Consider the following 21,932-nt stretch of genomic DNA (forward strand, 5'->3'; position numbering starts at 1 on the left):
TTTCATTGCCGTATTACAAGGAATATTTTTTGTAAAGGTGAATATAAACAGTATTGAATGTCTATTTGAGGAGCGTGCTGGTCATGATTACAAATGTAGTGGAGAATCTCACTGGAACGAGGAATAGGTTGTTAAAAGAGATTTCAGATTTAAGCTATGAACAGCTAAATAAAAAGCCTGACGAGGGTACTTGGAGTGTTGCTCAGGTATGCCATCATTTGTACTTATCTGAAAGTGTATTCACACAAGCCATTATATATGGTCTTAGTAAAAGCAATGGAAAAAATGCAGAGCCGAAGCCTATTCAGCTGGCAGTTGATCGATCTCAGAAGGCAAAGGCACCTGATATCGTTGCCCCGGGGGATAAGCCGTTGGAGTTAGAGGAAATTAGAGAGCTTTTAAATCAATCAAGAAACCTATTTTTTGAGTTTTATAATCAGCTTGAAGACAAGTCCATTTTAGCCGAAAAATCAACCAAGCACCCACTTTTTGGTTATACTCCTCTAGACCAATGGGTTGATTTGATTTATCTCCATGAAGAGCGGCATATCGAGCAAATCAAGGAAATTAAATCTTTGTTGTAAAAAAATTCGTGCCTGTCACCAAATAATTGGGTAACAGGCACACGAAAAGTATTTCTTATTTAAGCTCTCAGCAGCGTTTCAGCAAGAATACGCGCCCCGATATCTAGGGATGATCGATTAAAGGACATTTTAGGATGATGTAACCCTGGCTGAAGGTCTGCCCCAACACCGATCATGGTTGCTTTTAATTCTGGATTCTTAATGGTATAAAAATGAAAGTCATCACTGCCAGACGTGATAACGGGTGGTGCAAGAACCTCTCGACCAGCAACATTCAGAATCGCTTCTTCGGCAATTGCTTCAGCATCAGCAGAAACCTCAGCACCAGGAGTAAAATCGCTCCATTTCCATTCGATTTCAACCCCATATAGGTCCTTTAAACAGTTAATTCCATGGTCAATTTGGTCCTTAAGTTTTCCGAGAACTTCATTTTTTTGTGCCCTGACATCAATGGCAAATTCCGCAGATCCCGGGATAATGTTTAAGCTCTCTCCACCAGCGATTACTTTAGTAAGTTTTGCAGAATATGCTTCAAACGGTGATAGATAAATAGATTTGACCAACTGATGCAGACCGACAATCACGTCTAGCGCATTTTTGCCTTGGTGCGGCCTTGCACCATGTGCATCTTCACCGAGAACTTTACCTTCAAGGAAGATAGCAGCTCCGTGATGAATAGAGGCTGAAACTCGTCCCATTGGCAGCTCTTCAATTGGTCGAAGGTGGATACCGAATAGGTGGCTAACGTTTTCGATCGCTCCTCTTTCAATCATCGCAATCGAACCGTTCCCTTTTTCTTCAGCCGGCTGAAAAATAAAACGCAGCCTTTTACTGAGACGCTTATCCTTCAAGTAAAGTAGTGCTCCAAGCACCATAGAGATAATGGCATCGTGGCCACAGGAGTGATTCCCCTGCCAAACTCCGTTCACCTCCTGCCATAAAGCGTCTATTTCCGCTCGAACAGCTACCACTTCTTCTCCCTCGCCGATTTCTGCTATAAGTCCGGTTACATCAGAAAAACGACGATATTCCACGCCAAGATTATCTAAAATATCTGCAATGGCTTGGGTTGTTTTAACCTCTTTCCAGCTAACCTCAGGGTGAGCATGGAAATGTTCAAACCAAGTCAAAATCTGTCTTTCAAAATTTTCAGTCAACATTACATACTCCCTATCCAAAAAAAACTAATAAAGTCATAGTACATCAAAAGAACTTGTTCCTTCAATGCTTTTTAAAAAGGGGGATTAAAAAGAGGGTGACAGGCACCATAGAAAGACACTTTCCACCCCAGGTGGACAGTGTCTCCCTATTAGACAATTTTATGTTTAGCATGTCCCATTACTGGTGCACAAGAATAATTTTTATTCCATAAAATAATATTAAGAATTATAAAAAGTAATCATAAAAATGAAAGGGAAGATGTGGTGTTCTAAATGAAAAATTATCAGGTTTTTGATTATTCGTTTCAGAATCTGCGTGAAAAGAGTATGTCGTTTGAACAGGTTTTTGAGCACATTGTAAAGTTCATGAATTTAGCACCCAGTGGAAATTATCGCTTAATGGTTGGAACCGATTCACAGGTCCATAAACGTCACACCATTTTTATTACGGGAATAGTGATTCAAAATGAGGGTAAAGGAGCATGGGCTTGCATTAGGAAAATCGTAATTCCAAGAAAAATGACTCAACTGCACGAGCGGATTTCCTTCGAACTGTCATTAACAGAGGACATTGTTGCGTTATTTACTGAGGAAAGAAAGACTCGGTTGATCAATATCGTCCTTCCCTTTGTGTATCAAGGTGCCACTTTCACCATGGAAGGTCATATTGATATTGGAGCTGGAAAACGCAATAAAACAAGAGAATTTGTTAAAGAAATGGTAGCACGTATGGAATCCATGGGGGTCGAGCCAAAGATAAAGCCAAATGCTTTTGTTGCCTCAAGCTATGCCAACCGCTACACAAAATAGGGACCTGAGCCATGTTGCGTTCACATAAAACGCACCAGGGCTCAGGTCTTTACTTTTTAGGCTGGTAAAAGCGTTAATTCCCTGCCAACTATACAAAGTCTTTACACTCTTTTAACACTAGGTTAAGAAAAAATTCAAATTTTTCAGATAAAATTAAGCGAACACTATTATTTGGAGGGATAAGATGAGGATTACAGTTGCAGGAGCAGGAAATGTCGGGCTAGTTACAGCAGTTTGTCTCGCAGAAGCAGGTCATCATGTAACCTGTTTAGATACTCAAAAAGAGAAAATAGATATACTCGAAAAAGGACATTCACCATTCTTTGAGCCTGGACTGGAACCTTTATTAGAAAAAAACCTCGCTAACGGGCAACTCCGCTTTTCGACGAGCCCAAAACAAGCTTACCGTGATGCTGAAATCATTTTTATTGCAGTTGGAACTCCTGAAAAAAAAGATGGGGCTGTCGACTTATCCTATATTTATATCGCTTCCTACCACATTGCTGAAAATATCGAAAATGATGTCATTGTCTGTACGAAAAGTACCGTCCCAGTTGGAACAAACGAAATAATCAAGCAAATTTTCCAGAATCGTAAGCCCCGTCACCTAAAAGTGGATGTTGTATCAAACCCTGAATTTCTTCGTGAGGGTTCAGCGATAATAGACTTTTACTTAGGAGATCGAATCGTAATTGGCGCAGATAACCCTGAGGCAGCTTCCATTATAGAGCAGCTCTATCTTCCTTTAAAAATACCGATAGTTGTCACTGATATTAGAAGTGCAGAGATGATTAAATATGCCTCCAATGCCTTCCTTGCTACGAAGATAAGCTTTATTAATGAAATTGCCAATCTCTGTGAAAAAGTTGGCGCAAATATTGAGGAAGTCTCTTATGGCATGGGAATGGATAAGCGGATTGGGTCAAACTATCTTCAGCCTGGAATTGGTTATGGAGGTTCATGCTTTCCAAAGGACACAAAAGCTCTTGCTCAACTAGCAGGAAATGTCCAACATCCGTTCGAATTACTTGAATCCGTGATTAAAGTAAATCAGCAGCAGCATTCCCTTCTAGTAAAGAAGGCAAAAGAAATGCTCGGTTCATTAAAAGGAAAAAAAGCCGCCTTACTTGGGCTTGCTTTTAAACCTGAAACGGATGATATCCGTGAAGCCGTTTCCTTAACGGTTATTAAAGACTTATTAGAAGAGGGTTCACTTGTCACTGCTTATGACCCGATTGCTATTCCTAATGCCCATAAACTGATAGGAAATTCAATTGAGTACACGACAAATATTCGTGAAGCGCTAAAAGGGGCTGACTTTGCTGTCATCGCAACAGAGTGGGACCAAATAAAGCATCTTCCATTTGATGCTTATACCACCTATATGAATGAACCGATTATTTTCGATGGACGAAATTGCTATTCACTTAAGGATATTCAACGATATCCGATTACCTATGTATCCATCGGAAGGCCATCTATAGTGAATGAAAAACCCGCCCAACGTCTTTAAATAGAGGGAGACACAATAATGATGAGAGTAATCCAATCCTTTTATCATTTCGAATGCATGGTTTTTCATGAGATTAATAGCCATTTTGATAAAAAAATTATAAATCTCTTTTTTCGTACGATTACTGGAATTGGAGGTGCACTGTTTATAAGTGTAACGACCTTGTTACTCATTATTTTTTCAACGGGTACGACCAGAGTTACAGCGATTTCAAGCGCGGCAGCCTTAGCTCTAAGTCATATCCCTGTTCAAGTGGTAAAGAAGCTTTTCCCTCGTAAAAGACCCTATTTATTATTTGAAACAACAAAGATTTTACCAAATCCATTAAAGGATCATTCTTTTCCGTCAGGTCATACAACAGCTGTATTCTCAGTCATCATTCCATTTGTTATTCTAAACCCTGTTCTAGCAGCCGTTCTGATTCCTTTAGGGCTATGTGTAGGAATTTCAAGGATTTATTTAGGTCTGCATTTTCCATCGGACGTGATTGCAGGAGGATTTCTCGGGACGTCCTTCGGTATTCTATGCTCACATTTTTTAACCTAAAATGAAATGGAAACTGCGTAGGAGGGGTTTATATGAAGGTTGCTATTTTCTCTGACACCTTTTATCCGGATATCAACGGGGTGGCACAAACACTCAAAAAATTAACAAACTATCTTGAGGGCCAGCATATCTCCTATAAAGTCTTTGCACCTTATCCTGCGTCAACTGAATATGTTTCAGATCATATTCATCGGTTAAAAAGCAAGTCATTTTTTCTATATCCGGAATGCCGCTTAGCGTTCCCAAACTTTAGCCAGGTTAAATCGGAAATCGAGCAATTCTCACCAGATTTGATTCACGTAGCAACGCCGTTTACGGTTGGTCTTTGTGGTGTTTACTTTGCGAAAAAATTAAACATCCCAATTGTCGGCTCTTATCACACCGATTTTAATGACTATTTACATTTTTATGACCTTGAATTCCTTTCTATCCCACTTTGGAAATACATGAAATGGTTTCATAGTCCTTTTAAAAAGCTGTTTGTCCCTTCCATTGATACACTGGAAAAATTGAATAACCGCGGGTTTAGAAACTTAGAAATTTTTCCTAGAGGCGTTGACTGCCAGCTATATCATCCTAATTATCAAAAAGAGCTTGTTCATAATCGATACGGAATTTCTGAAAAATTTCTCCTTACCTATGTTGGCAGGCTGGCACCTGAAAAAGATTTAAAAACGCTTATGAAAATTGCGAACTCACTACAACCTGAAATAAATAAACAGGTACATTGGTTGATTGCCGGAGATGGTCCCTTACTTGAAGAACTGCAAATGGATGCATTGCCAAATATGACCTTTACTGGCTATTTAAATGGAGTTGGATTAGCGGAGGTCTATTCAGCGACGGACCTATTTATTTTTCCATCGCCTACTGAAACGTTTGGAAATGTTGCGTTAGAGGCTCTTGCCAGTGGGACACCGGTAATCGGGGCAAATGCTGGAGGAGTGAAACATATTATTTCAAACGGTATTACCGGACATTTGTGTGAGCCAGGTAATTCAGAAGATTTTGTTAACCGTATTGTTCAGTTGTTAGGAAATGAGCTTTTCAGGAATCAGATGTCGTTAAATGCTAGGAAATATGCACTTACTCAAAGGTGGGACCAGATATTTGATAACCTGCTCAACCATTATTCTGCCGTTATCGATGAACCCTCTAAGAAAATATATGCATGAAGTAATCTCGGTAAGGAGGAATATGAATGGATACAGTTTCACACATAATTATCGGCTTCGGACTAGGTGCTCTTGCTCAAATCGATCCCGTGATTTCAAATGATAGTGCCTTATCGACTGCCGTCCTTGTCGGAACAGTAGTAGGTTCCAACGCACCGGATTTTGATTTTTTCTATCGTTTAAAGGGTAGAAGCAGTTATTACCGAAATCATCGGGGGTGGTCACATTCACTGCCGGCAATCCCTTTATGGTGCATACTTACTACAGCTTCCATTTTACCATTTTTCCCTGGCAGCTCTATTTCTCACTTGTTTTTGTGGATAATGCTAGCTGTTACCTTACACGTTCTATTAGATTTGTTTAATGTTAATGGGTCTCAAGCGCTGCGCCCATTTTCTACGAAATGGCTGTCTTTAGATTTCCTCCCCTTAATCGACCCATATATCATCATGCTTCATATTCTTGGATTTAGCCTGCTTCCTTTTTTTGAAACCGGGAGAGTCTTTACCTTCATTTATCTAGCGATGTTTTTTTACTTGCTGGCTCGGTTCATTTTTACACAGTATACGAAATGGAAGCTTTCACTGCATTTTCAAAAATCGCTCCGGGTAAAAATGATCCCTAAAACATCACCATTCCACTGGAATATTATCATTGAAACCAATCAGGACTTTTTATTTGGTTCTTACACAAAGGGAGAGTTATCGATCGAGCATACTTTTTCAAAGAAACTAGATTACCCTGGATTAGTAATCGATAGCAGTCAGAATCCTGAAGTAGAAAGCTTTCTAAGAAGTACCCACTTCGCCTACCCTTTTGTTCAAAAGAGAAAAAGCGGTTATTTCATTTATTGGAAAGACCTTCGGTTCCGGACTAAGAAATTTTTCCCTAAGCTTGCTATAATGTTCATTTCATTAGATTATCAAAACCAAGTATCCTACACTGGTAAATTAACCTCTATTAAACAATATAAAAAGGTAATAAAAAAGTTAGAAACCTCAATAAAATAAATTTTGAGCCCCCTTGTGATTACCTCGAGTCAAGGGGGCTCAGGACTATACTTTTATTAAGGAAGTTCTGGTTTTGTAAAAATTGGCGTTTCTTCGCCCAAGGTTTTTAGAAACGGTAGTAGATCCGCCTTCTCCTGGTCTGTTAAACCAATCGGGCTCATAAATTTTTGGATAAAAAAGCTCTTATTGGGATGGCTATCCCCGCCGCGGTCATAGTAATCGATTACATCCTCAAGCGTTGCAATACTTCCATCCCGCATATATGGTGCTGTATGGGTGAGTCCATATAAACCAAGGGTGCGAATTCTTCCTAAATCCCCTTCTTGTCCGGTTACCGCTTGGCGACCCTTGTCCTCTGTATTGAGACCGATATTGTAAAAATTGTTATCAGAAAGGTTTAGTCCATTATGGCAAGTGACACAAAACGCTTTTCCTGTGAACAAACGGAGCCCGCTGACTTCTTGTTTCGTTAATGCCTCTGTATCCCCTTCTAGGAACCTATCGTAAGGAGTATCCTTTACAACAATTTGCCTTTGAAAAGCGGCTAGAGCTTTTGCAATATTTTGCTCGGTGATTCCATCAGGGAATGCAGCCTGAAAACGTTCCTGGTACCCTTTGATAGCCGATAGTTCTTTTATAAGTTCATTAAGAGGCTGATTCATCTCATCCGAATTCTGAATCGGACCAAGCGCTTGTTCCTCTAGGGAGGCGGCACGGCCATCCCAAAAATTAGACGTGTAATAACCTGAATTAATCACAGTTGGGCTGTTCCTTGCTTCATTTCCCCCTGTATATTTATCAAAAGTAGGCTGATTATCTCCATAACCCATATTTGGATCATGACAAGTTTGGCAGCTTACCTCGTTGTTGCCTGATAAGCGCGGGTCAAAAAATAACATTTGCCCAAGTTCAAGCACTTCTGGCTTCATCGGATTATCCGTTGGGATTGGTACATCGCCAATTGGGACAAGTGTTGTATGATTTCTAAGGCTGGTTAGCAGCTCCTCGGGATCAATTTCATTCCCTTGAGATTTGCTCTGTTCCTCCGTAGACAGATTTGTTGGTGCCTTTACCTTCTCCTTCTCACCACAAGCTGACAAACCAATACACATGATAAGAGTCAATACCGCGCCCTTCACTAATTTATTCATAAATAGAGTGCTCCTCTAATTTTTATTATCTTATCACCATTATAAAATTGGTTTTATAAAAAAAGAGCACCATATTATGAAGAAATTATTAAACGTTACCGATAGAAACAACAACTGTCCGCCTGAGGCGGACAGTGTCCACGGTTGGTGCCTGTCACCGAGTAAACCACTCGGCACCAACGATCGTACTTTCCTCAACGAAGAATATCAAAGATGATTTTGGCATGATCAGTGTTGTCGATTTGGCCCCTCAGGCGCTCACTTCCTGGTCCGTAGGCATAGACGTTTACATCTTCGCCTGTGTGTCCACTGGTTGTCCAGCCAGTGTAGGATCGGTTGTTAATGATTTCTTCGATGGCATTGTCGATGTTTCTTGCTTTTAGTGTTCTTGCTGCTCTTTCAACATATCTTATTTCATTTTCTGTTAAAGGAATCTCAATATATTTCGTTAACGTTTCTTTAACTCCCGCTCCTTTGACGATCTCAGAAGCCATATAGTTAGGTGTTCTCTTGACTGTTTTTATTACAGAACTAAACCAATTGTATTGTCCTTGCGCCCCTATCGTGAATCCCCCGGTTGAATGATCCGCTGTTGCGATAACCAATGTAAGTCCATCCTTTTTGGCAAAATCAATGGCCACTTTAAATGCTTTCTCGAAATCTTCCATTTCACTCATGACACCCACGATATCATTGTCATGTGCGGCCCAGTCAATCTGACTTCCTTCCACCATTAGAAAAAAGCCTTTTTCATTCTGATTCAGCCGCTCGATTGCAGAAGTAGTCATGTCTGCAAGAGATGGAATGTCGTTTGAACGATCTATCATTTTCGGCAGCCCTCTTTTTGCAAAAAGACCTAACGCTTGAGCACTTTGGTCGTTATTCATCTCATTCACGTTCGTTACATAGCTGTAGCCATCTTTAACAAACTCATTAACTAAGTTCCTATCTTTACGGATAAACCATTCTGAACCTCCACCAAGCAATACATCAATTTTATGCTTACCATTAACTAAGTCATCAAAATAATCATCTGCAATGGCGCTCATGCTCTTTCGCTGGTCAACATGAGCACCAAAAGCTGCAGGAGTGCCATGGGTCATTTGCGCTGTAGCAACCAGCCCCGTTCCCTTCCCTTTTTCCTTTGCCGCTTCAAGGACTGATTTTAACTTCGTATGGTCATTGGCAATCCCAATTGCCCCATTATAGGTCTTCACACCGGTTGCCATTGCCGTTGCTGAAGCAGCAGAATCAGTTACATTATGCCGTGGGTCGTTCGGGTAGGTCGTCTGCTGACCCACCAGGTACGGTCCAAATTCTGTTGATTCTAGTTCAAAAGTGGCTGGGTTATCTTTGAAATAACGGTACCCCGATGTGAATGAAATACCCATGCCATCACCTATTAGAAAAATGACATTTTTAATATCCCCGCTACCTTCATTAACTTCAGCTTCATATATTTTTATCGAGCTTGATAACATAACGTAAAGGCTAATTAAAATCGAAAAAGTCCACCTTATTTGCCATTTAACAAACATACATATCCCCCTGAATACAACTGAATTAAATGTAATTATTATGGATATTAAAAAGAAAAAATATCCAACTTCTAAAACTATCTCTAGCAAATTGGACCATCCACACAAAAAATCTACAAAATTAAAAGGATTGAGCAAATCGCCCAATCCTCTTTAAATATGAGAGTGTCCACCTCAGGTGGAAAGTGTCCACGAGCGGTGTCTGTCACCATCATTGTCACCATCGCACTTCAACAATCTAACTGTCACCATCTTACATTGGTCTGCAAAATGTTTCTATATCACCAGGTGTTGTTATCGGCTTTTCTTGTGTTTCTTGTTTGGAGAACCTGCAGGTGTAGGTCATTTCTTGCCGATGTTCATTTTCAAATTCATTTAAGTCTGGGTAGGTTTTAATTTTTTTCTTAAGTCCTTTTGGATAATAATCTATCTCAATACTATTATTTTGATATTGTCTATCCTTGACGTTTTCCCATAACTGATAAATTCGCTGAAACTCTTTCTCCTTATCAAAGGTATCGTCGAAATTTAATATATGGATACGTTCATAGCTTTGATTAGGATTCTCATTATAAATTGTTTGATAGCTGTCTTCAAACTGGTAGCGCTCCTCTATTTCACTAAAAAAAGAACCATAAACATAATATTCCCCTGTACTCTTAAATATTGGATCAATGATTGGAACCATTTCTTTCCTAAATTGATTTGACCAGTTACTCTCTTTATAACCGTCCCTTGTCACTTGATACTTCTCAGTAGTGTCCACCCCGAAATTAGTATCAGGACTTGCCACTGGGTGCACAGATAGGGTGTAGGCTCCCTCGTCATCACCTAAGATTTTATTGTACTCCACGTCGTCAATTTCAAAACGCTCTCCATACTTCCCCTCCAAATATTTTAAAGCAGCCTTTTCGGCTTTATTATCATTTGCATCATAGTAGACAAAATCTAAAGCATATACTCCTAACAGTAAAAATGGTGATATAACGACCAGTCCAACCCCAATCCCAATGATCAAAAGAACTTTTTTCATATTTTTCCCCGCATTTATTATTTTTTTGATTACACTCCCGTACTATCATATCTAATCTTTTAAAAAATCAAAATAAAAAATCTACTAACTAGGAAAAAACTGTTATATGATTGATTTGTTCTCTATTGATTATTTTGGAGGAGGTTTTATATGGAAAGAAGCACAATACTAGATCTTTTTAACCAGCATTTAAGGATTGAAATAATAGAGCCGAATTCTCGAAGAGAAAGGACCGATTCTGTCGTCAGAAAAGTTTCACTATCGAATGAACCGGGTTTTATATCTTACTCGGAAATAGATGAATGGAATGCCGACAAAGTCATAGAAGAACAAATTGCATACTATAAGAACTTAAAGCAGCAGTTTGAGTGGAAGGTTTTTGATTATGATCAGCCTTTGGATTTAAAGGAGAGATTGCGAAAAAAGGGCTTCACACTTGAAGCATCAGAGGCACTTATGATTTCTGACTTATCGGAGATTAATCAGCTCCTTGATACTCAGGTTCTTCCTGAAGTAAAAAGACTTACGGCTGAACAGGAAATCTGGGACATTATTAAACTAGAGGAAGAAGTTTGGTATGATAATTTTCAAGATTTAGGTCAGCGTCTTGTTAGGGATTTTACTGATAGTTCTGCTCGCCTATCCCTCTACGGAGCCTATGTTGATGGAAAAATCGTCAGTGCTGCTTGGATGTACCTTCATGAGGGCACACCATTTGCCAGCCTTTGGGGAGGCTCAACCCTGGCTGATTACCGCAAGAAAGGTTATTACAGTTCACTTCTGGCAATCCGCGCACGCGAAGCCTCAGAAAAAGGTTATCCGTTACTGATCGTCGATGCCAGTTCTATGAGCAAGCCCATTCTTGAAAAGCACGGTTTCCACTGCTATGGTTATTCAACACCTTGTATGTCACCAAAGTTTGCATAGGAGATCCCTAGGAACCTTATTCCTAGGTTTTTATTTACCGATTAAATAGGGTTAAATCCAAAACGGAATGATTATCCTTAAGACTGCGGATTTCCGGGAACGATCACTTTGGTCCTTTTTAATCGGTCAATCGTTGCCAATACAACCTCAGCGGATACCACCTGCTCATTCCGTTGGTTTATAACCGTTTGCTTTAGTGTATAGCTAGTATTTCCCAACCGTTCTAACCATGTTCGAATCCTTAATCTTTCTTTGGGGAAGATTTCTTTCTTAAAATCTGCATTTATATGTACTAAAACGGATTCTACACCTGCAAGAATACTATATTTGTACCATTCTGACCGTTCGTCATCTAAATATTCATATAGTTTTACATTACTAACATGATAAAAATCCGATTCAGCTGTTATCTCCCTTCTGTAAATGCCATCCAACCACCTCCTCCACATCCCATATGATATATGTATTTCGCTGAATGCTATTGGATTACCTGCAAAAATAAAAGCCTTATTCAAACTGAATCATGGCCTTCACTTATCACTGTCTCAGTTGTTGTACTATTAATAGTGAAGAGGATTTAATTATGAATATTCGCTGGGATGAGATAACTGAAGATAGCTTAAGCCACATAGATAAGGTTTTTAAATTATATGATTTAGTATTTCCAATTGTTGTAAGAGAACCTCATACTATTTTTTTTAATGGTTTGCATTATGCCCGGCATCGAAAGCTTAACAATTTTCGTTTCCTGATAGGTTTTGAAGGAGAGGAACTTATTTCTTTCGCAACAGGACACTATTTAGAGGAAGTTAATTCGGGGTTTATTGTTTATATTGCAACTAATCCACATGCTAGAAGCAAAGGAAGAGGTTCAAAAACATTAATAAAAATGGAAGAGTTAATTACCGAAGATGCTATTGCAGCAGGAAACTCTTCATTAAACGCAATCATTCTAGAAACAGAAACAGAGGATCCGGTCCATACGAAGGAAGAGAAAGATAATTGTAAGAAGAGAAATGACTTTTTTAAAAGGAATGGTTTTAAAAAGTCAGAAGGAATCAGCTACCTCCAACCACCACTACATACTAAAGATAAGGCTGTTCAACTAAATCTTTTTATAAAAAATGTACAAAAAAACGAACAAGATATTAAAAAAATTATTTATGCGATTTATAAAGAAAAATATTATTTAGTAAATGGGATTGATAAAGAAGTACTTAATAACTGTCTTATAAAAATGGAACTAGGTAAGAAATTAATATGAAGTTTCCAAAAAACAAGCCTGGTCCATTGTGGAACCAGGCTTTGCTCATCATTATTTTTCAAATATGGCATTGGATAGGAGTCTAAACAAGTAGTCAGTGTGGTCACGGAATCCTGCCTCTAAACCGATAAGGGTAACGTCTTTGTTTTCCTCTTTTACGATGACTGCTTGACCCTGTGCATCTGCTTTGTTATTGATCCAATGTCCTGCTACAAAGAAATCCTCTGTGTTATCCAGTGTAGCAGCGATTTTATCATTTCCATTAACAATATACCAAACTGGGCGATAAACGAACCCAAAATCATCCTGACTATAGCCTCCAGTTAATCCTTTACCAAGATAATCGACTTTCACAATTCCATTGCTGTTCGATCCAGCAGTTTTAACTGTGTTGTCGGTCAATCCAAGAGTCCATGTTGCTCGGGATGCACCGGCACCTACTGCAATGTACTTTCCGCCATTGTCAAGAAAACTGTTAACATTGCGTTGAAATGCTGTTAGCTGTACCGGGTTTTGGAATCCAAACTCTTTGTTTGCTGCAGATAAGCTAGTAGAAATAAGATTTTCTGTACCACTGTAAACAAATACATCGAAGCCTTCTAAACCTTTCTCTGCTACATCAACAGGTGTTACTTCTGTAACATCAAAACCTAGTCTCTTCAAGGCAAGTTTTGTCCCGCTGTGAGACTGAGCTTTCCCCATACCGCCGTCCTTAAGAATCGCTACCTGTAAACTTGAAACCACGCTGACCTCTGTTGGTACACTCGAAACCGAACCAATCTGCAGACCAGATTCTTTCACAGCAGCTGAGATTGTATTTGCTGAAGCTGTTGTATAAAAATCACCCGATGCATCGCGTGATACAGCTACTCCCTCTTTAAGTAAGGTATTAACTAATTCAACCGCTTTTACAGAACTATTTGGAATCAAGTAAGGACCTTTACCTGCCAAAGTTCCTTGACCAGTAACTTGGTTAACCTGTTTAGCTCTAACGTCTACCGGACTGTAAGTCTCAACTGCCTCAAAGCCCCAAAGCTCCGGCAGGCTCCATGCTGAAATATCATACATAGCAGGTGTATCGTTTGAAATGTCTTCACCATCCCATAGCATTGTATTGGCTAAACCAGCCTTCGCTTGGTCCATCTGCACTAGATACGTTCCCTTAGGGTAGGTTTTTCCATCAACCGTAAATGCTTTTGTTGCTTCTTTTACCTCAATATCATTATTAAGTAAATGCTTCACAGCCTTATTTGTTACCGTTGGATCTTTTTCATCAACTGGCAAAATGTAAGCATTAGGAAAGAATCCTTCTTCATGGAAAGGGTGGTCAAAGGTAATGCCTCGTTTGAACATCTCAATTTGGTCTGCGATCATGGCTTGCTTATTTTCAGTGGCAAAATTCAAGGCACCCATGATGGCATTATACATCCAGCGTACCCCATCCAAGTCATTTGTTGGAGCCTCTAAAGTATGACCGTATGCGCCATGGTACATTGCATACATTGGTGTGAAAATTGGCGGATAATCATCCCAACCAGCAGCATCGTCACGTTGCGGTACGTAAACTCCCTCCATACTTTGATACAAATTGCCGGTAAAACTGTCCTTGTCTCCCATAATTTCTGCTTCCATTGCTTTTGCCTGATCCACTGCCCACTTATTATAAAGGTCATACTCGTAGTTAGGATTATGCGGCGGCGTACATGGTTCAATTAAACCCTGCAGGTTAGGTCCATAATTCTTCACATAACCGTGGGTATCAAGGAATACCATTGGATTCCACTCTTTAATCAATTCTACCGTTTCTTGGGTTTCAGGCTGAGACTGTGTGATAAAGTCGCGGTTCAAATCGATACCTTCCCCGTTAAAACGAGTTGCATCGACACGGCCATCAGGGTTTTGTACGACGTTAAAAATAAGAATATTATTCTCTAAAATATTTTTCGTTTCAGCATCATTTTGTGTTGCAAAGCGTTCGATTAATTGGATAACCGCATCACTTCCCACAAACTCGGTACCATGAATTGAACCATTAATCATAATCGGCACTTTAAAATCAGGATTATTTGCAATCCAATCCTGAGCCTTTCCAGGATTCTTGAACATTTGTTTTCTAAGAGATTGGAATTTTCCAAACTTTCCTTGTGTAGTTGGATCTGCAATTGTTACAACATAAAGCGGATGACCATCAGCAGATGTCCCACGGACTTCTACTTTTACACGATTGGATTGTTTTTCAATCTCTGTCAATTTAGCCCCAACTTGTGAGAATTTCATAAAGTCATAGTTTTCATTATTAAACTTACTGCCATCCTGCTCCTCATATACATTTACGTTTGTCCATTTCGGTCCCTCAGCAAACCCTGTAGAAAAGGGAACAGCCGTAAGTAAACTCACAGCTAATAGACCTGCAATTTTTTTCTTCTTCATAAAACAGCCCCCAAAACCTATTTGTATTTTTATAAATTTTTTTGTATTTTTATAACGTAAAATTATTTTAATATTGCTAGAAACAAATTACTATCCAACCATTTTCCCGAAAAACCAAATAAATATTATTCTTTTATAGGAATAAAGTTATAAATTACATCATGAACAATATTATTTAAAAAAAAGAGAAGGGCATCCCACAACGATTGGGATGCCCTTCTCTTTATTGCTCAACCGATATATTTTCTACTACAACATTTCCTCTAGATTTCTTTAATACTTCTATTCCAAACCACATAAAAGGAATGCCCCAAGCAAGGACTGAAAAATCACCAACCACTGGAATAAAGTTTAGAATTGGCGCAAGTAAAATCAAAATAGCAGGTACTTTAGAAAACACGTTAGTCTTTAACACCGCAATACCAAGTAATATCATAGAAAGCATGACTGAGAGCATCATCAACGGACTGGCAATTAATATCGGCAGCAGCGGCATATCCATTTGTAAAACTTTCGGGTCATACACAGCAAATACTAAGCTAGTAAACACCATTCCCATCAAGACAAAGCTTCCAATGGCATAAAGGATAAACGCTGTGAACCCCAATTTTCCAAACTCTTTATGAGCGGAGAAATACAATCCAAAAATACCTAATCCCATAAATAATGTCCCAAGGACACCTGCTGTTAATTCTTGCGGGCTATTCATCCCCCATACTAATGCCAGCGGGCACATAAGAGCGCGGAAAAAACCTCCAATGATACTGAAAATGGCTAACAAACGAATCACCTTGTTTAGGTTCATAACTATCAACTTCCTTTCGGTTTATTAATCTTACTTTATCAATCCCGGCGTCCCGGGGTCTTGTGACCACCGTCCCGACCAGGTCGGGAAGTTTTTTTTTATAAAAAAAAGAACCCTAAATGGATCCTCTAAAGGTTTATTCCCTATCTTTACCTAATCCGGCTTCTCTTGCCATGATCATTGCATGGGCACGGTCGCTAGCATGCAATTTACTCAGGATGTTGGAAACATGATTCCGAACCGTTTTTTGATTCAACCCTAAAACTGTCGCAATTTCGGCATTATTCTTCCCTCGGGCAATATGATCCAACACCTCCCGTTCTCTTTCAGTCAGCTGAGGAAAAACATCCACTTGTACCTGCTTTGATTTTGCTTCAAAATAGTACATCATTCTTCTCGCAATCATTGGACTAAAGATTGCTTCACCATCCCCCACGGCATGAATGGCTCTTATGATTTCATTCCGATTGGCCTCTTTTAAAAGATATCCCCTCGCCCCTGCCCTCATTGCCGCAAACACGGAGCTGTCATCGTCGTACATCGTTAATACAAGAATTCCAATATCAGGCTGATCCTGGATAATCTGTTTTGTTGCTTCTATTCCGCTCATTTTTGGAAGATTTAGATCCATAAGGATAATGTTTGGTTTCAGCTGCTGCGCCAATTGAATGGCTTCCTCACCGGTTACCGCTTCCCCCACTACCTCAAATTCCTCCACACTTTCTAGCATTCTAGCTAATCCATCCCGAAACATCGGATGATCTTCTACAAGTAAAATTCGCATTGCTTACTCTCCTTCCGCCCACAATGGCAAACGGACTTCAATCGTCGTGCCCTCGTCGCTGTTATTTTTTATAAAAAATTGCCCATCCACTTCCTCCGCACGTTCTCTCATTGAATGGAGACCGATTCCATTTTTCCAGTTGTCTTGGAAGCCTACTCCATCATCAGCAATTGTAATGATTAAGGATGAATCCCCCAACCCAAGTGTAACTTTACAATAGGACCCTTTTGAGTGCTTACCTGCATTCGTGACGGCTTCCTGAACAATCCGATAGGCTGCAACTTCAATTGCCGCATGAAGAGGAAAGTCTATTTCCGATGCCTCCAACGATACTTTTATTGAACTACCCTCATATTGTCGGCAAAGCTCATCTAATGCAAAAATCAACCCCAGTTCATCTAGTGCGGGTGGGCGCAAATTGTAAACCAATTGCCGAATCCCAGCAATTGCTTTGCGAAGATTTTCCTGTAACTCCAGTAATCTATTCTTTACTGCTAAGTCCACACCATTTTGAAAAACTAGGGTATCCATACTTAACGAAATGCTAGCAAGGCTGGCACCTAGTCCATCGTGTAAATCCCGACGTAGCCTTCTTCTTTCTTCCTCTCTAAAACTAACAAGTTTGATTCGTGAACGTTTCAGCTCACTTGTAATCCTCACCGTTTGTACAGCCATCGTAACCTGCCTGAGTAAATCATTTAATAAATAAACCTTGTCCGGAGGAAGTGTTTCTTGTAAGGAACGAGTCCCGACAATAAGGATCCCTATACATTCCCCTTTTAGTTTTAAAGGGAATTCAGACCTAACTTGTAATTCCTCACCAAATGCAGCCACACGTTCAAAGTTCCCACCGAGCTCAATTTCAATGGCAGCAAAGGGAAGCTTGAGTGCTTTTGCGACTTCTTCCACGATGGTGTAAAGGACGGAGGAATTTGTCATCGTTAACTCTAATCGTTGTGTTAAGGAGGATAAGATTTTATATGGATCCTCACGGTCTCCGTAAACTAAGGTGTTAACAGAATGCTGTATTTTTGTACGTAAGGGCTGGAAAAGAATCGCCACAATCCCGGTTGCTAATAAAGAAATAAAAATATTGTTCTGATCATTTAACAGGAATCCGAGTGAACCAACTATTAGTACGTAAACACCCATGACGAACAGCGTTACAAACGAATAGACAATGGTTCTGCTAAATAATACAGATAAATGACTCTGCCGCTGCTCCAATATCGCAATTCCGATGGAAAACGGCATAAATAACAGGGCAAGATAATAGACAAACCACATAAATAATTTTAAAAGACCGTTATCACCAAATGTTGAAAAAAACAGCAGGGATAGCACCGAGAAAATAAATCCACTCAAACTAACTGCGAACCAGCATATCTGCCTTTTTAACTGCTTTGTTTCAGCATGGCGATAGCGGTAAATTTGCGAGTAAATCACAAAAGCATGCAGTGAAATCCAAATTCCTGATCGAACGGCTATTGGCCATGTTGTAGGGTCTATCAATGAACCTGGTAAAAAGTAAATACCAATATTACCAACTAATCCAATAGTTGCTGGATAGAGCAGCCACTTTGGCCGGAACTTTCCATCGGGATACAGGAAGAAAAAGAATAAATATAGATCCCCTACAAAGCTTTCAACCCTGAAAAAACTGTCTAAATGTGGCGCTTCCGTAATGATAGGCATACTTATACTCATAATCGTTCCGGTAGCAATAAGCAATATCGAGGTATATAAACAAATTCGGTCTCTCATGCCGTAAACATAAAGCAGAGTGCCGACTACGAAGAAGGATAAAAACTGTATAAGCAAAAGGACAACAAGAATCCCGCTATAGAAGGACATGGACATCCCAAAGGAGAGTAAACTCTGTGCCTCCTCAGCAGTTAAAAGGAATAAATCCTGACAATCATCACCGCTGCACACATTAAGAAGCAAATCATATACCTTCGTCTCCGAATAAACAAAAAGGGCCACTGATATTACCGTTATGTACCACCAAGCCCCATGAGACAACAAATCCAACAGCCCACTAAACCTTCCCTTCATACCCCCGCCTCATTCACAAAGTAATGTCATTCATATAACCGCTAATCTAATACTATTTAGACATATCCACATAAATTCCTTTCTGGTTGATGACATTTGGTGGTGACATTTTATGGTGACAAAATTGATGGTGACATTAATGGTGACAGGCACCGCTCGTGGACACTTTCCACCCCAGGCGGACAGTTGCTTCATTAAAAGACCTAAGTAGGTATGCTTAGGACCTCAGGCTGTCTAGAAAGTCTAGACAGCCATTATCTTTTTTATAACCTTAACAGTGTATAGATTTTTACTAATATAGGTAGCAAGTATAATGGTCCTGAAAGCCCTCGGATTAAGGACAAATCCTTCCGGCAGAGCGTAACGATTTGTCCTCAAGCCACCCTATTAAGGACGAATCCTCCCTGGCAGAGCGTACGATTTGTCCTCAAGCCACCCTATTATGGACAAATCCTTCCGGCAGAGCGTACGATTTGTCCTCAAGCCACCCTATTATGGACGAATCCTCCCTGGCAGAGCGTACGATTTGTCCTCAAGCCACCCTATTATGGACAAATCCTTCCGGCAGAGCGTACGATTTGTCCTCAAGCCACCCTATTATGGACGAATCCTCCTGGCAGAGCGTACGATTTGTCCTCAAGCCACCCTATTATGGACAAATCCTTCCGGCAGAGCGTACGATTTGTCCTCAAGCCACCCTATTATGGACGAATCCTTCCTGGCAGAACGTACGATTTGTCCTCAAGCCACCCTATTATGGACAAATCCTTCCGGCAAAGCCTACGATTTGTCCTCAGGCCACCCTATTTAGAACGAATCCTCTAGGCGGCGTGTGTGCATTAGCCCTCAAATATAATTTACAACATATAATAGTAAAAAAATTGCCGAGAAAGACACCCTTCCTCGACAATCTGAATTCCTAAGGATACCAATCCTTAGGAACTTTGTTATTTAATTCTGCAGTTTTTGCATACTTTGATGGTTTGGTTGGTTTCTGTTTTAAACGGATATAACAGCTTTATTCTTGTTCTCCCACATAAAGGACATGTCCCGCGTCCTCTTGATGGCAGGTAGTTGATTGTTTTCCCTCTGTTCCTTTTCGCCATTTTCTACCCATCCCTATCTATAATAATCTTGTCTCTTTATCTAATGATGGACTGGCATAAAGATTGTTAGGCATTTAATTGTTTTTGTAACAAAATTTTTCTAACCCGATTATTTTCAATTTCTTCATACATAGTGGACTTCCGGTGGTTCATATACTGGTCGATGGAGGTGGGGTTATGGTGAGACGGGTGTTGGCAGCTGCTGTACTTGGCCTTTTGCTTGTTCTAGCTGGTTGTGGGGGACCGGTTCAAGATGATATTTTAAATTATATAAATGAGGAGATGAAAGCGGCACAAACCCTGGAAGAGAAGGCAGTTTCAGCATATGAAGGTGTTGCGGGATTCAATTATACAGATGATCAAACCATGTATGATGCCTTGGTCAACGAGGTCATTCCAAACTATGCGGATTTAATTTCTGAACTTGAGACCGTTAGTATTGAAAGTGATGAGTTGAAGGAGGTCCATGAGATTTACCTTTCTGGTGCCAAACTCCAGTTTAGTGCGTTTGAAAAAATTATGGAAGCACTCGAAAAACAAGATGCTAGTTTGGTTGAAGAAGCCAATCAGCTCCTAGAAGAAGGACGTCTGAAAATCGAAGACTACAATGATAAGCTGGATGAACTTGCAAAAGAACATAACGTCGAAATCGAAAAAGAGTAATTAAAAGAGGCTGACACGTTTAGTCACACATAGTGACTATTCGCATCAGCCTCTGTCCATTTAACCTTAACCTTTTACATAGTAAAGATCATGACTGGATTCAACAATATACTCAGGCTTATCTGCCTTTGGCTTTGCCTTATGACCGGCAATATGCTCGGGGCTCTTCTCCCAATTTTTCCAATCCTCTTCAGATTCCCATTGAACCATAACCATAACTTCTTCTTCACCACGGCGAACTTTTTTAACCAAAATCTGTCTGCCAATGTATCCAGGTCGAGTTGCCAATAAACCGCCGCGGTTTGAAAAGTTCTCGACCACCTGATCGCTATATCCCTCTTTGACTACAATTTTTCTCACTTGATAAAACATAAATATCCCTCCCTATAGATAAAGCCAGGTATGTACCTTGCTCGTAATTTTACAATGCTGCTTCGATTTCTTCAGCCATTAGTTTTACAGATTTTAATCCGCCGCCGCTTAGATACCAAGTATCTGGATCTAAGTAAATAATCTTATCTTCTTTGAAGGCCGTTGTCTTTTTAACAAGCTCGTTTTCGATTACCTTTTCAGCACCGGCTTCACCGCCTACTGCTGTGTTACGGTCAATAACAAACAATACGTCTGGGTTTGTCTCCATAATGTACTCCATGGTAATGCTTTGGCCATGTGTTGATACTTCTATTTTCTCATCAGCTGCACCAAAACCATAAACGTCATGGATAATTCCAAAACGGGAGCTTGGTCCATAAGCACTCACTTTTCCTTCATTCGCAAGAACGATTAACCCTTTTTTACCATTTTCAGAGGCTTTCTTATTTACTTCTTCAACCGTTGCATTAATCTCTTCTAATGCGCTAGCTACTTCTTCTTTCTTATCAAAAATATCAGCAACAAGGTTCATATTTTTCTCGAATGACTCCATGTATTTTGTATAATCTAATTCTACAAAAACAGTTGGAGCAATTTCTGCAAACTGTTCGTATAATTCTGCTTGACGGCCGCTGATGAAAATTACATCAGGCTGCATCGCATGAATCGCTTCAAAATCTGGTTCTTTTAAACTTCCGACGTTTGTATATTTTTCGCCTGCATATTTTTCTAAGTATGGAGGAATGGCTGCTTGCGGAACTCCAGTAACTTCCACACCTAATTCATCTAATGTATCTAAAATACCAAAATCAAAAACAACTACTTTTTCTGGATTTTTATCGATCTCTACTTTTCCATACTTATGTTCAATTGTCATTTTTTCAGAAGCTGCCGTTTTTGCATCCGCTGGTTCTGCCTTACTTTCTTCCTTAGATCCGCATGCTGCTAATAATAAAATCATTGAAACCATTAAAACTAAAAAACTCCACTTTTTCACAACATA

The 21,932-nt window shown here is 39.7% G+C and carries 20 protein-coding genes; 9 read left to right on the forward strand and 11 right to left on the reverse strand.

Annotated features, from left to right (window positions below):
* The first annotated feature begins 83 nt into the window (after nt 1-83).
* Nucleotides 84-584, forward strand: coding sequence for a DinB family protein (locus QFZ31_RS18945; RefSeq protein ID WP_307305746.1), 501 nt, complete (start codon nt 84-86; stop codon nt 582-584).
* A 59-nt stretch (nt 585-643) separates the two neighbouring features.
* On the opposite strand, the gene QFZ31_RS18950 is transcribed toward QFZ31_RS18945, so the two are convergent.
* A complete protein-coding gene (locus QFZ31_RS18950) occupies nt 644-1,744 on the reverse strand; it encodes an amidohydrolase (protein WP_307305750.1) in 1,101 nt (366 codons plus the stop codon).
* Nucleotides 1,745-2,017: 273 nt separating this feature from the next.
* On the opposite strand from QFZ31_RS18950, the gene QFZ31_RS18955 reads away from it, so the two are divergent.
* The 5 genes from QFZ31_RS18955 (at nt 2,018) to QFZ31_RS18975 (ending at nt 6,798) form a co-directional block, all read left to right on the forward strand.
* Nucleotides 2,018-2,554 carry a ribonuclease H-like YkuK family protein gene (locus QFZ31_RS18955; protein WP_307305753.1) on the forward strand — a complete coding sequence of 179 codons (537 nt, stop codon included), beginning with the start codon at nt 2,018-2,020 and terminating at the stop codon, nt 2,552-2,554.
* A gap of 184 nt (nt 2,555-2,738) precedes the next feature.
* Complete coding sequence (locus QFZ31_RS18960; RefSeq protein WP_307305755.1) at nt 2,739-4,067, forward strand: UDP-glucose dehydrogenase family protein; 1,329 nt, start codon at nt 2,739-2,741, stop codon at nt 4,065-4,067.
* 18 nt (nt 4,068-4,085) lie between these two features.
* The gene (locus QFZ31_RS18965; RefSeq protein ID WP_307305757.1) at nt 4,086-4,613 is read left to right on the forward strand and encodes a phosphatase PAP2 family protein; all 528 of its coding nucleotides are present in this window, start codon (nt 4,086-4,088) and stop codon (nt 4,611-4,613) included.
* Nucleotides 4,614-4,645: 32 nt separating this feature from the next.
* Nucleotides 4,646-5,788 carry a glycosyltransferase family 4 protein gene (locus QFZ31_RS18970; RefSeq protein WP_307305760.1) on the forward strand — a complete coding sequence of 381 codons (1,143 nt, stop codon included), beginning with the start codon at nt 4,646-4,648 and terminating at the stop codon, nt 5,786-5,788.
* A 26-nt stretch (nt 5,789-5,814) separates the two neighbouring features.
* Complete coding sequence (locus QFZ31_RS18975; RefSeq protein ID WP_307305762.1) at nt 5,815-6,798, forward strand: metal-dependent hydrolase; 984 nt, start codon at nt 5,815-5,817, stop codon at nt 6,796-6,798.
* 56 nt (nt 6,799-6,854) lie between these two features.
* Here the strand turns inward: QFZ31_RS18975 and QFZ31_RS18980 are convergent, their stop codons facing one another.
* The 3 genes from QFZ31_RS18980 to QFZ31_RS18990 all read right to left on the reverse strand — a co-directional run bounded on the left by QFZ31_RS18980 (nt 6,855) and on the right by QFZ31_RS18990 (nt 10,520).
* Complete coding sequence (locus tag QFZ31_RS18980) at nt 6,855-7,949, reverse strand: cytochrome-c peroxidase (RefSeq protein ID WP_307305764.1); 1,095 nt, start codon at nt 7,947-7,949, stop codon at nt 6,855-6,857.
* 194 nt (nt 7,950-8,143) lie between these two features.
* Nucleotides 8,144-9,487 carry an alkaline phosphatase gene (locus tag QFZ31_RS18985; RefSeq protein ID WP_373459864.1) on the reverse strand — a complete coding sequence of 448 codons (1,344 nt, stop codon included), beginning with the start codon at nt 9,485-9,487 and terminating at the stop codon, nt 8,144-8,146.
* Between the two features lie 253 nt (nt 9,488-9,740).
* Nucleotides 9,741-10,520 carry a hypothetical protein gene (locus tag QFZ31_RS18990; RefSeq protein WP_307305767.1) on the reverse strand — a complete coding sequence of 260 codons (780 nt, stop codon included), beginning with the start codon at nt 10,518-10,520 and terminating at the stop codon, nt 9,741-9,743.
* A gap of 150 nt (nt 10,521-10,670) precedes the next feature.
* On the opposite strand from QFZ31_RS18990, the gene QFZ31_RS18995 reads away from it, so the two are divergent.
* Nucleotides 10,671-11,447: a GNAT family N-acetyltransferase gene (locus QFZ31_RS18995; protein ID WP_307305770.1), complete on the forward strand. Its 777-nt coding sequence runs from the start codon at nt 10,671-10,673 to the stop codon at nt 11,445-11,447.
* A 77-nt stretch (nt 11,448-11,524) separates the two neighbouring features.
* On the opposite strand, the gene QFZ31_RS19000 is transcribed toward QFZ31_RS18995, so the two are convergent.
* A complete protein-coding gene (locus QFZ31_RS19000) occupies nt 11,525-11,881 on the reverse strand; it encodes an acyl-CoA thioesterase (RefSeq protein ID WP_307305771.1) in 357 nt (118 codons plus the stop codon).
* Nucleotides 11,882-12,030: 149 nt separating this feature from the next.
* Between QFZ31_RS19000 and QFZ31_RS19005 the strand changes: the two genes are divergently transcribed.
* Nucleotides 12,031-12,711, forward strand: coding sequence for a GNAT family N-acetyltransferase (locus QFZ31_RS19005; protein WP_307305773.1), 681 nt, complete (start codon nt 12,031-12,033; stop codon nt 12,709-12,711).
* 51 nt (nt 12,712-12,762) lie between these two features.
* On the opposite strand, the gene QFZ31_RS19010 is transcribed toward QFZ31_RS19005, so the two are convergent.
* From QFZ31_RS19010 to QFZ31_RS19025, 4 genes are all read right to left on the reverse strand, one after another.
* On the reverse strand, nt 12,763-15,141 hold the full coding sequence (locus QFZ31_RS19010; protein WP_307305775.1) for a M14 family zinc carboxypeptidase: 2,379 nt from the start codon (nt 15,139-15,141) through the stop codon (nt 12,763-12,765).
* A gap of 223 nt (nt 15,142-15,364) precedes the next feature.
* Entirely contained in the window at nt 15,365-15,946 is a 582-nt protein-coding gene (locus tag QFZ31_RS19015; RefSeq protein ID WP_307305778.1) for a hypothetical protein, read from the reverse strand.
* Nucleotides 15,947-16,082: 136 nt separating this feature from the next.
* On the reverse strand, nt 16,083-16,730 hold the full coding sequence (locus tag QFZ31_RS19020; protein ID WP_307305781.1) for a response regulator transcription factor: 648 nt from the start codon (nt 16,728-16,730) through the stop codon (nt 16,083-16,085).
* Between the two features lie 3 nt (nt 16,731-16,733).
* Nucleotides 16,734-18,788, reverse strand: coding sequence for a sensor histidine kinase (locus QFZ31_RS19025; protein WP_307305783.1), 2,055 nt, complete (start codon nt 18,786-18,788; stop codon nt 16,734-16,736).
* A 1,283-nt stretch (nt 18,789-20,071) separates the two neighbouring features.
* Here QFZ31_RS19025 and QFZ31_RS19030 point away from each other — a divergent pair.
* Complete coding sequence (locus tag QFZ31_RS19030) at nt 20,072-20,557, forward strand: hypothetical protein (protein WP_307305784.1); 486 nt, start codon at nt 20,072-20,074, stop codon at nt 20,555-20,557.
* A gap of 66 nt (nt 20,558-20,623) precedes the next feature.
* Here QFZ31_RS19030 and QFZ31_RS19035 read toward each other — a convergent pair whose 3' ends face one another.
* Nucleotides 20,624-20,929 carry an antibiotic biosynthesis monooxygenase family protein gene (locus QFZ31_RS19035; protein ID WP_307305787.1) on the reverse strand — a complete coding sequence of 102 codons (306 nt, stop codon included), beginning with the start codon at nt 20,927-20,929 and terminating at the stop codon, nt 20,624-20,626.
* A gap of 49 nt (nt 20,930-20,978) precedes the next feature.
* Entirely contained in the window at nt 20,979-21,926 is a 948-nt protein-coding gene (locus tag QFZ31_RS19040) for a siderophore ABC transporter substrate-binding protein (protein WP_307305790.1), read from the reverse strand.
* Nucleotides 21,927-21,932: the final 6 nt, after the last annotated feature.

It is taken from the genome of Neobacillus niacini, assembly GCF_030817595.1.
In the GTDB taxonomy this organism is placed as follows: domain Bacteria; phylum Bacillota; class Bacilli; order Bacillales; family Cytobacillaceae; genus Neobacillus; species Neobacillus niacini_G.

Excerpts from the sequence above, each read along its gene's own strand:
- QFZ31_RS18945 (WP_307305746.1), top strand. The coding sequence starts at position 84 with ATGATTACAAATGTAGTGGAGAATCTCACTGGAACGAGGAATAGGTTG.
- QFZ31_RS18950 (WP_307305750.1), bottom strand. The coding sequence starts at position 1,744 with ATGTTGACTGAAAATTTTGAAAGACAGATTTTGACTTGGTTTGAACAT.
- QFZ31_RS18955 (WP_307305753.1), top strand. The coding sequence starts at position 2,018 with ATGAAAAATTATCAGGTTTTTGATTATTCGTTTCAGAATCTGCGTGAA.
- QFZ31_RS18960 (WP_307305755.1), top strand. The coding sequence starts at position 2,739 with ATGAGGATTACAGTTGCAGGAGCAGGAAATGTCGGGCTAGTTACAGCA.
- QFZ31_RS18965 (WP_307305757.1), top strand. The coding sequence starts at position 4,086 with ATGATGAGAGTAATCCAATCCTTTTATCATTTCGAATGCATGGTTTTT.
- QFZ31_RS18970 (WP_307305760.1), top strand. The coding sequence starts at position 4,646 with ATGAAGGTTGCTATTTTCTCTGACACCTTTTATCCGGATATCAACGGG.
- QFZ31_RS18975 (WP_307305762.1), top strand. The coding sequence starts at position 5,815 with ATGGATACAGTTTCACACATAATTATCGGCTTCGGACTAGGTGCTCTT.
- QFZ31_RS18980 (WP_307305764.1), bottom strand. The coding sequence starts at position 7,949 with ATGAATAAATTAGTGAAGGGCGCGGTATTGACTCTTATCATGTGTATT.
- QFZ31_RS18985 (WP_373459864.1), bottom strand. The coding sequence starts at position 9,487 with ATGTTTGTTAAATGGCAAATAAGGTGGACTTTTTCGATTTTAATTAGC.
- QFZ31_RS18990 (WP_307305767.1), bottom strand. The coding sequence starts at position 10,520 with ATGAAAAAAGTTCTTTTGATCATTGGGATTGGGGTTGGACTGGTCGTT.
- QFZ31_RS18995 (WP_307305770.1), top strand. The coding sequence starts at position 10,671 with ATGGAAAGAAGCACAATACTAGATCTTTTTAACCAGCATTTAAGGATT.
- QFZ31_RS19005 (WP_307305773.1), top strand. The coding sequence starts at position 12,031 with ATGAATATTCGCTGGGATGAGATAACTGAAGATAGCTTAAGCCACATA.
- QFZ31_RS19010 (WP_307305775.1), bottom strand. The coding sequence starts at position 15,141 with ATGAAGAAGAAAAAAATTGCAGGTCTATTAGCTGTGAGTTTACTTACG.
- QFZ31_RS19015 (WP_307305778.1), bottom strand. The coding sequence starts at position 15,946 with ATGAACCTAAACAAGGTGATTCGTTTGTTAGCCATTTTCAGTATCATT.
- QFZ31_RS19020 (WP_307305781.1), bottom strand. The coding sequence starts at position 16,730 with ATGCGAATTTTACTTGTAGAAGATCATCCGATGTTTCGGGATGGATTA.
- QFZ31_RS19025 (WP_307305783.1), bottom strand. The coding sequence starts at position 18,788 with ATGAAGGGAAGGTTTAGTGGGCTGTTGGATTTGTTGTCTCATGGGGCT.
- QFZ31_RS19030 (WP_307305784.1), top strand. The coding sequence starts at position 20,072 with ATGGTGAGACGGGTGTTGGCAGCTGCTGTACTTGGCCTTTTGCTTGTT.
- QFZ31_RS19035 (WP_307305787.1), bottom strand. The coding sequence starts at position 20,929 with ATGTTTTATCAAGTGAGAAAAATTGTAGTCAAAGAGGGATATAGCGAT.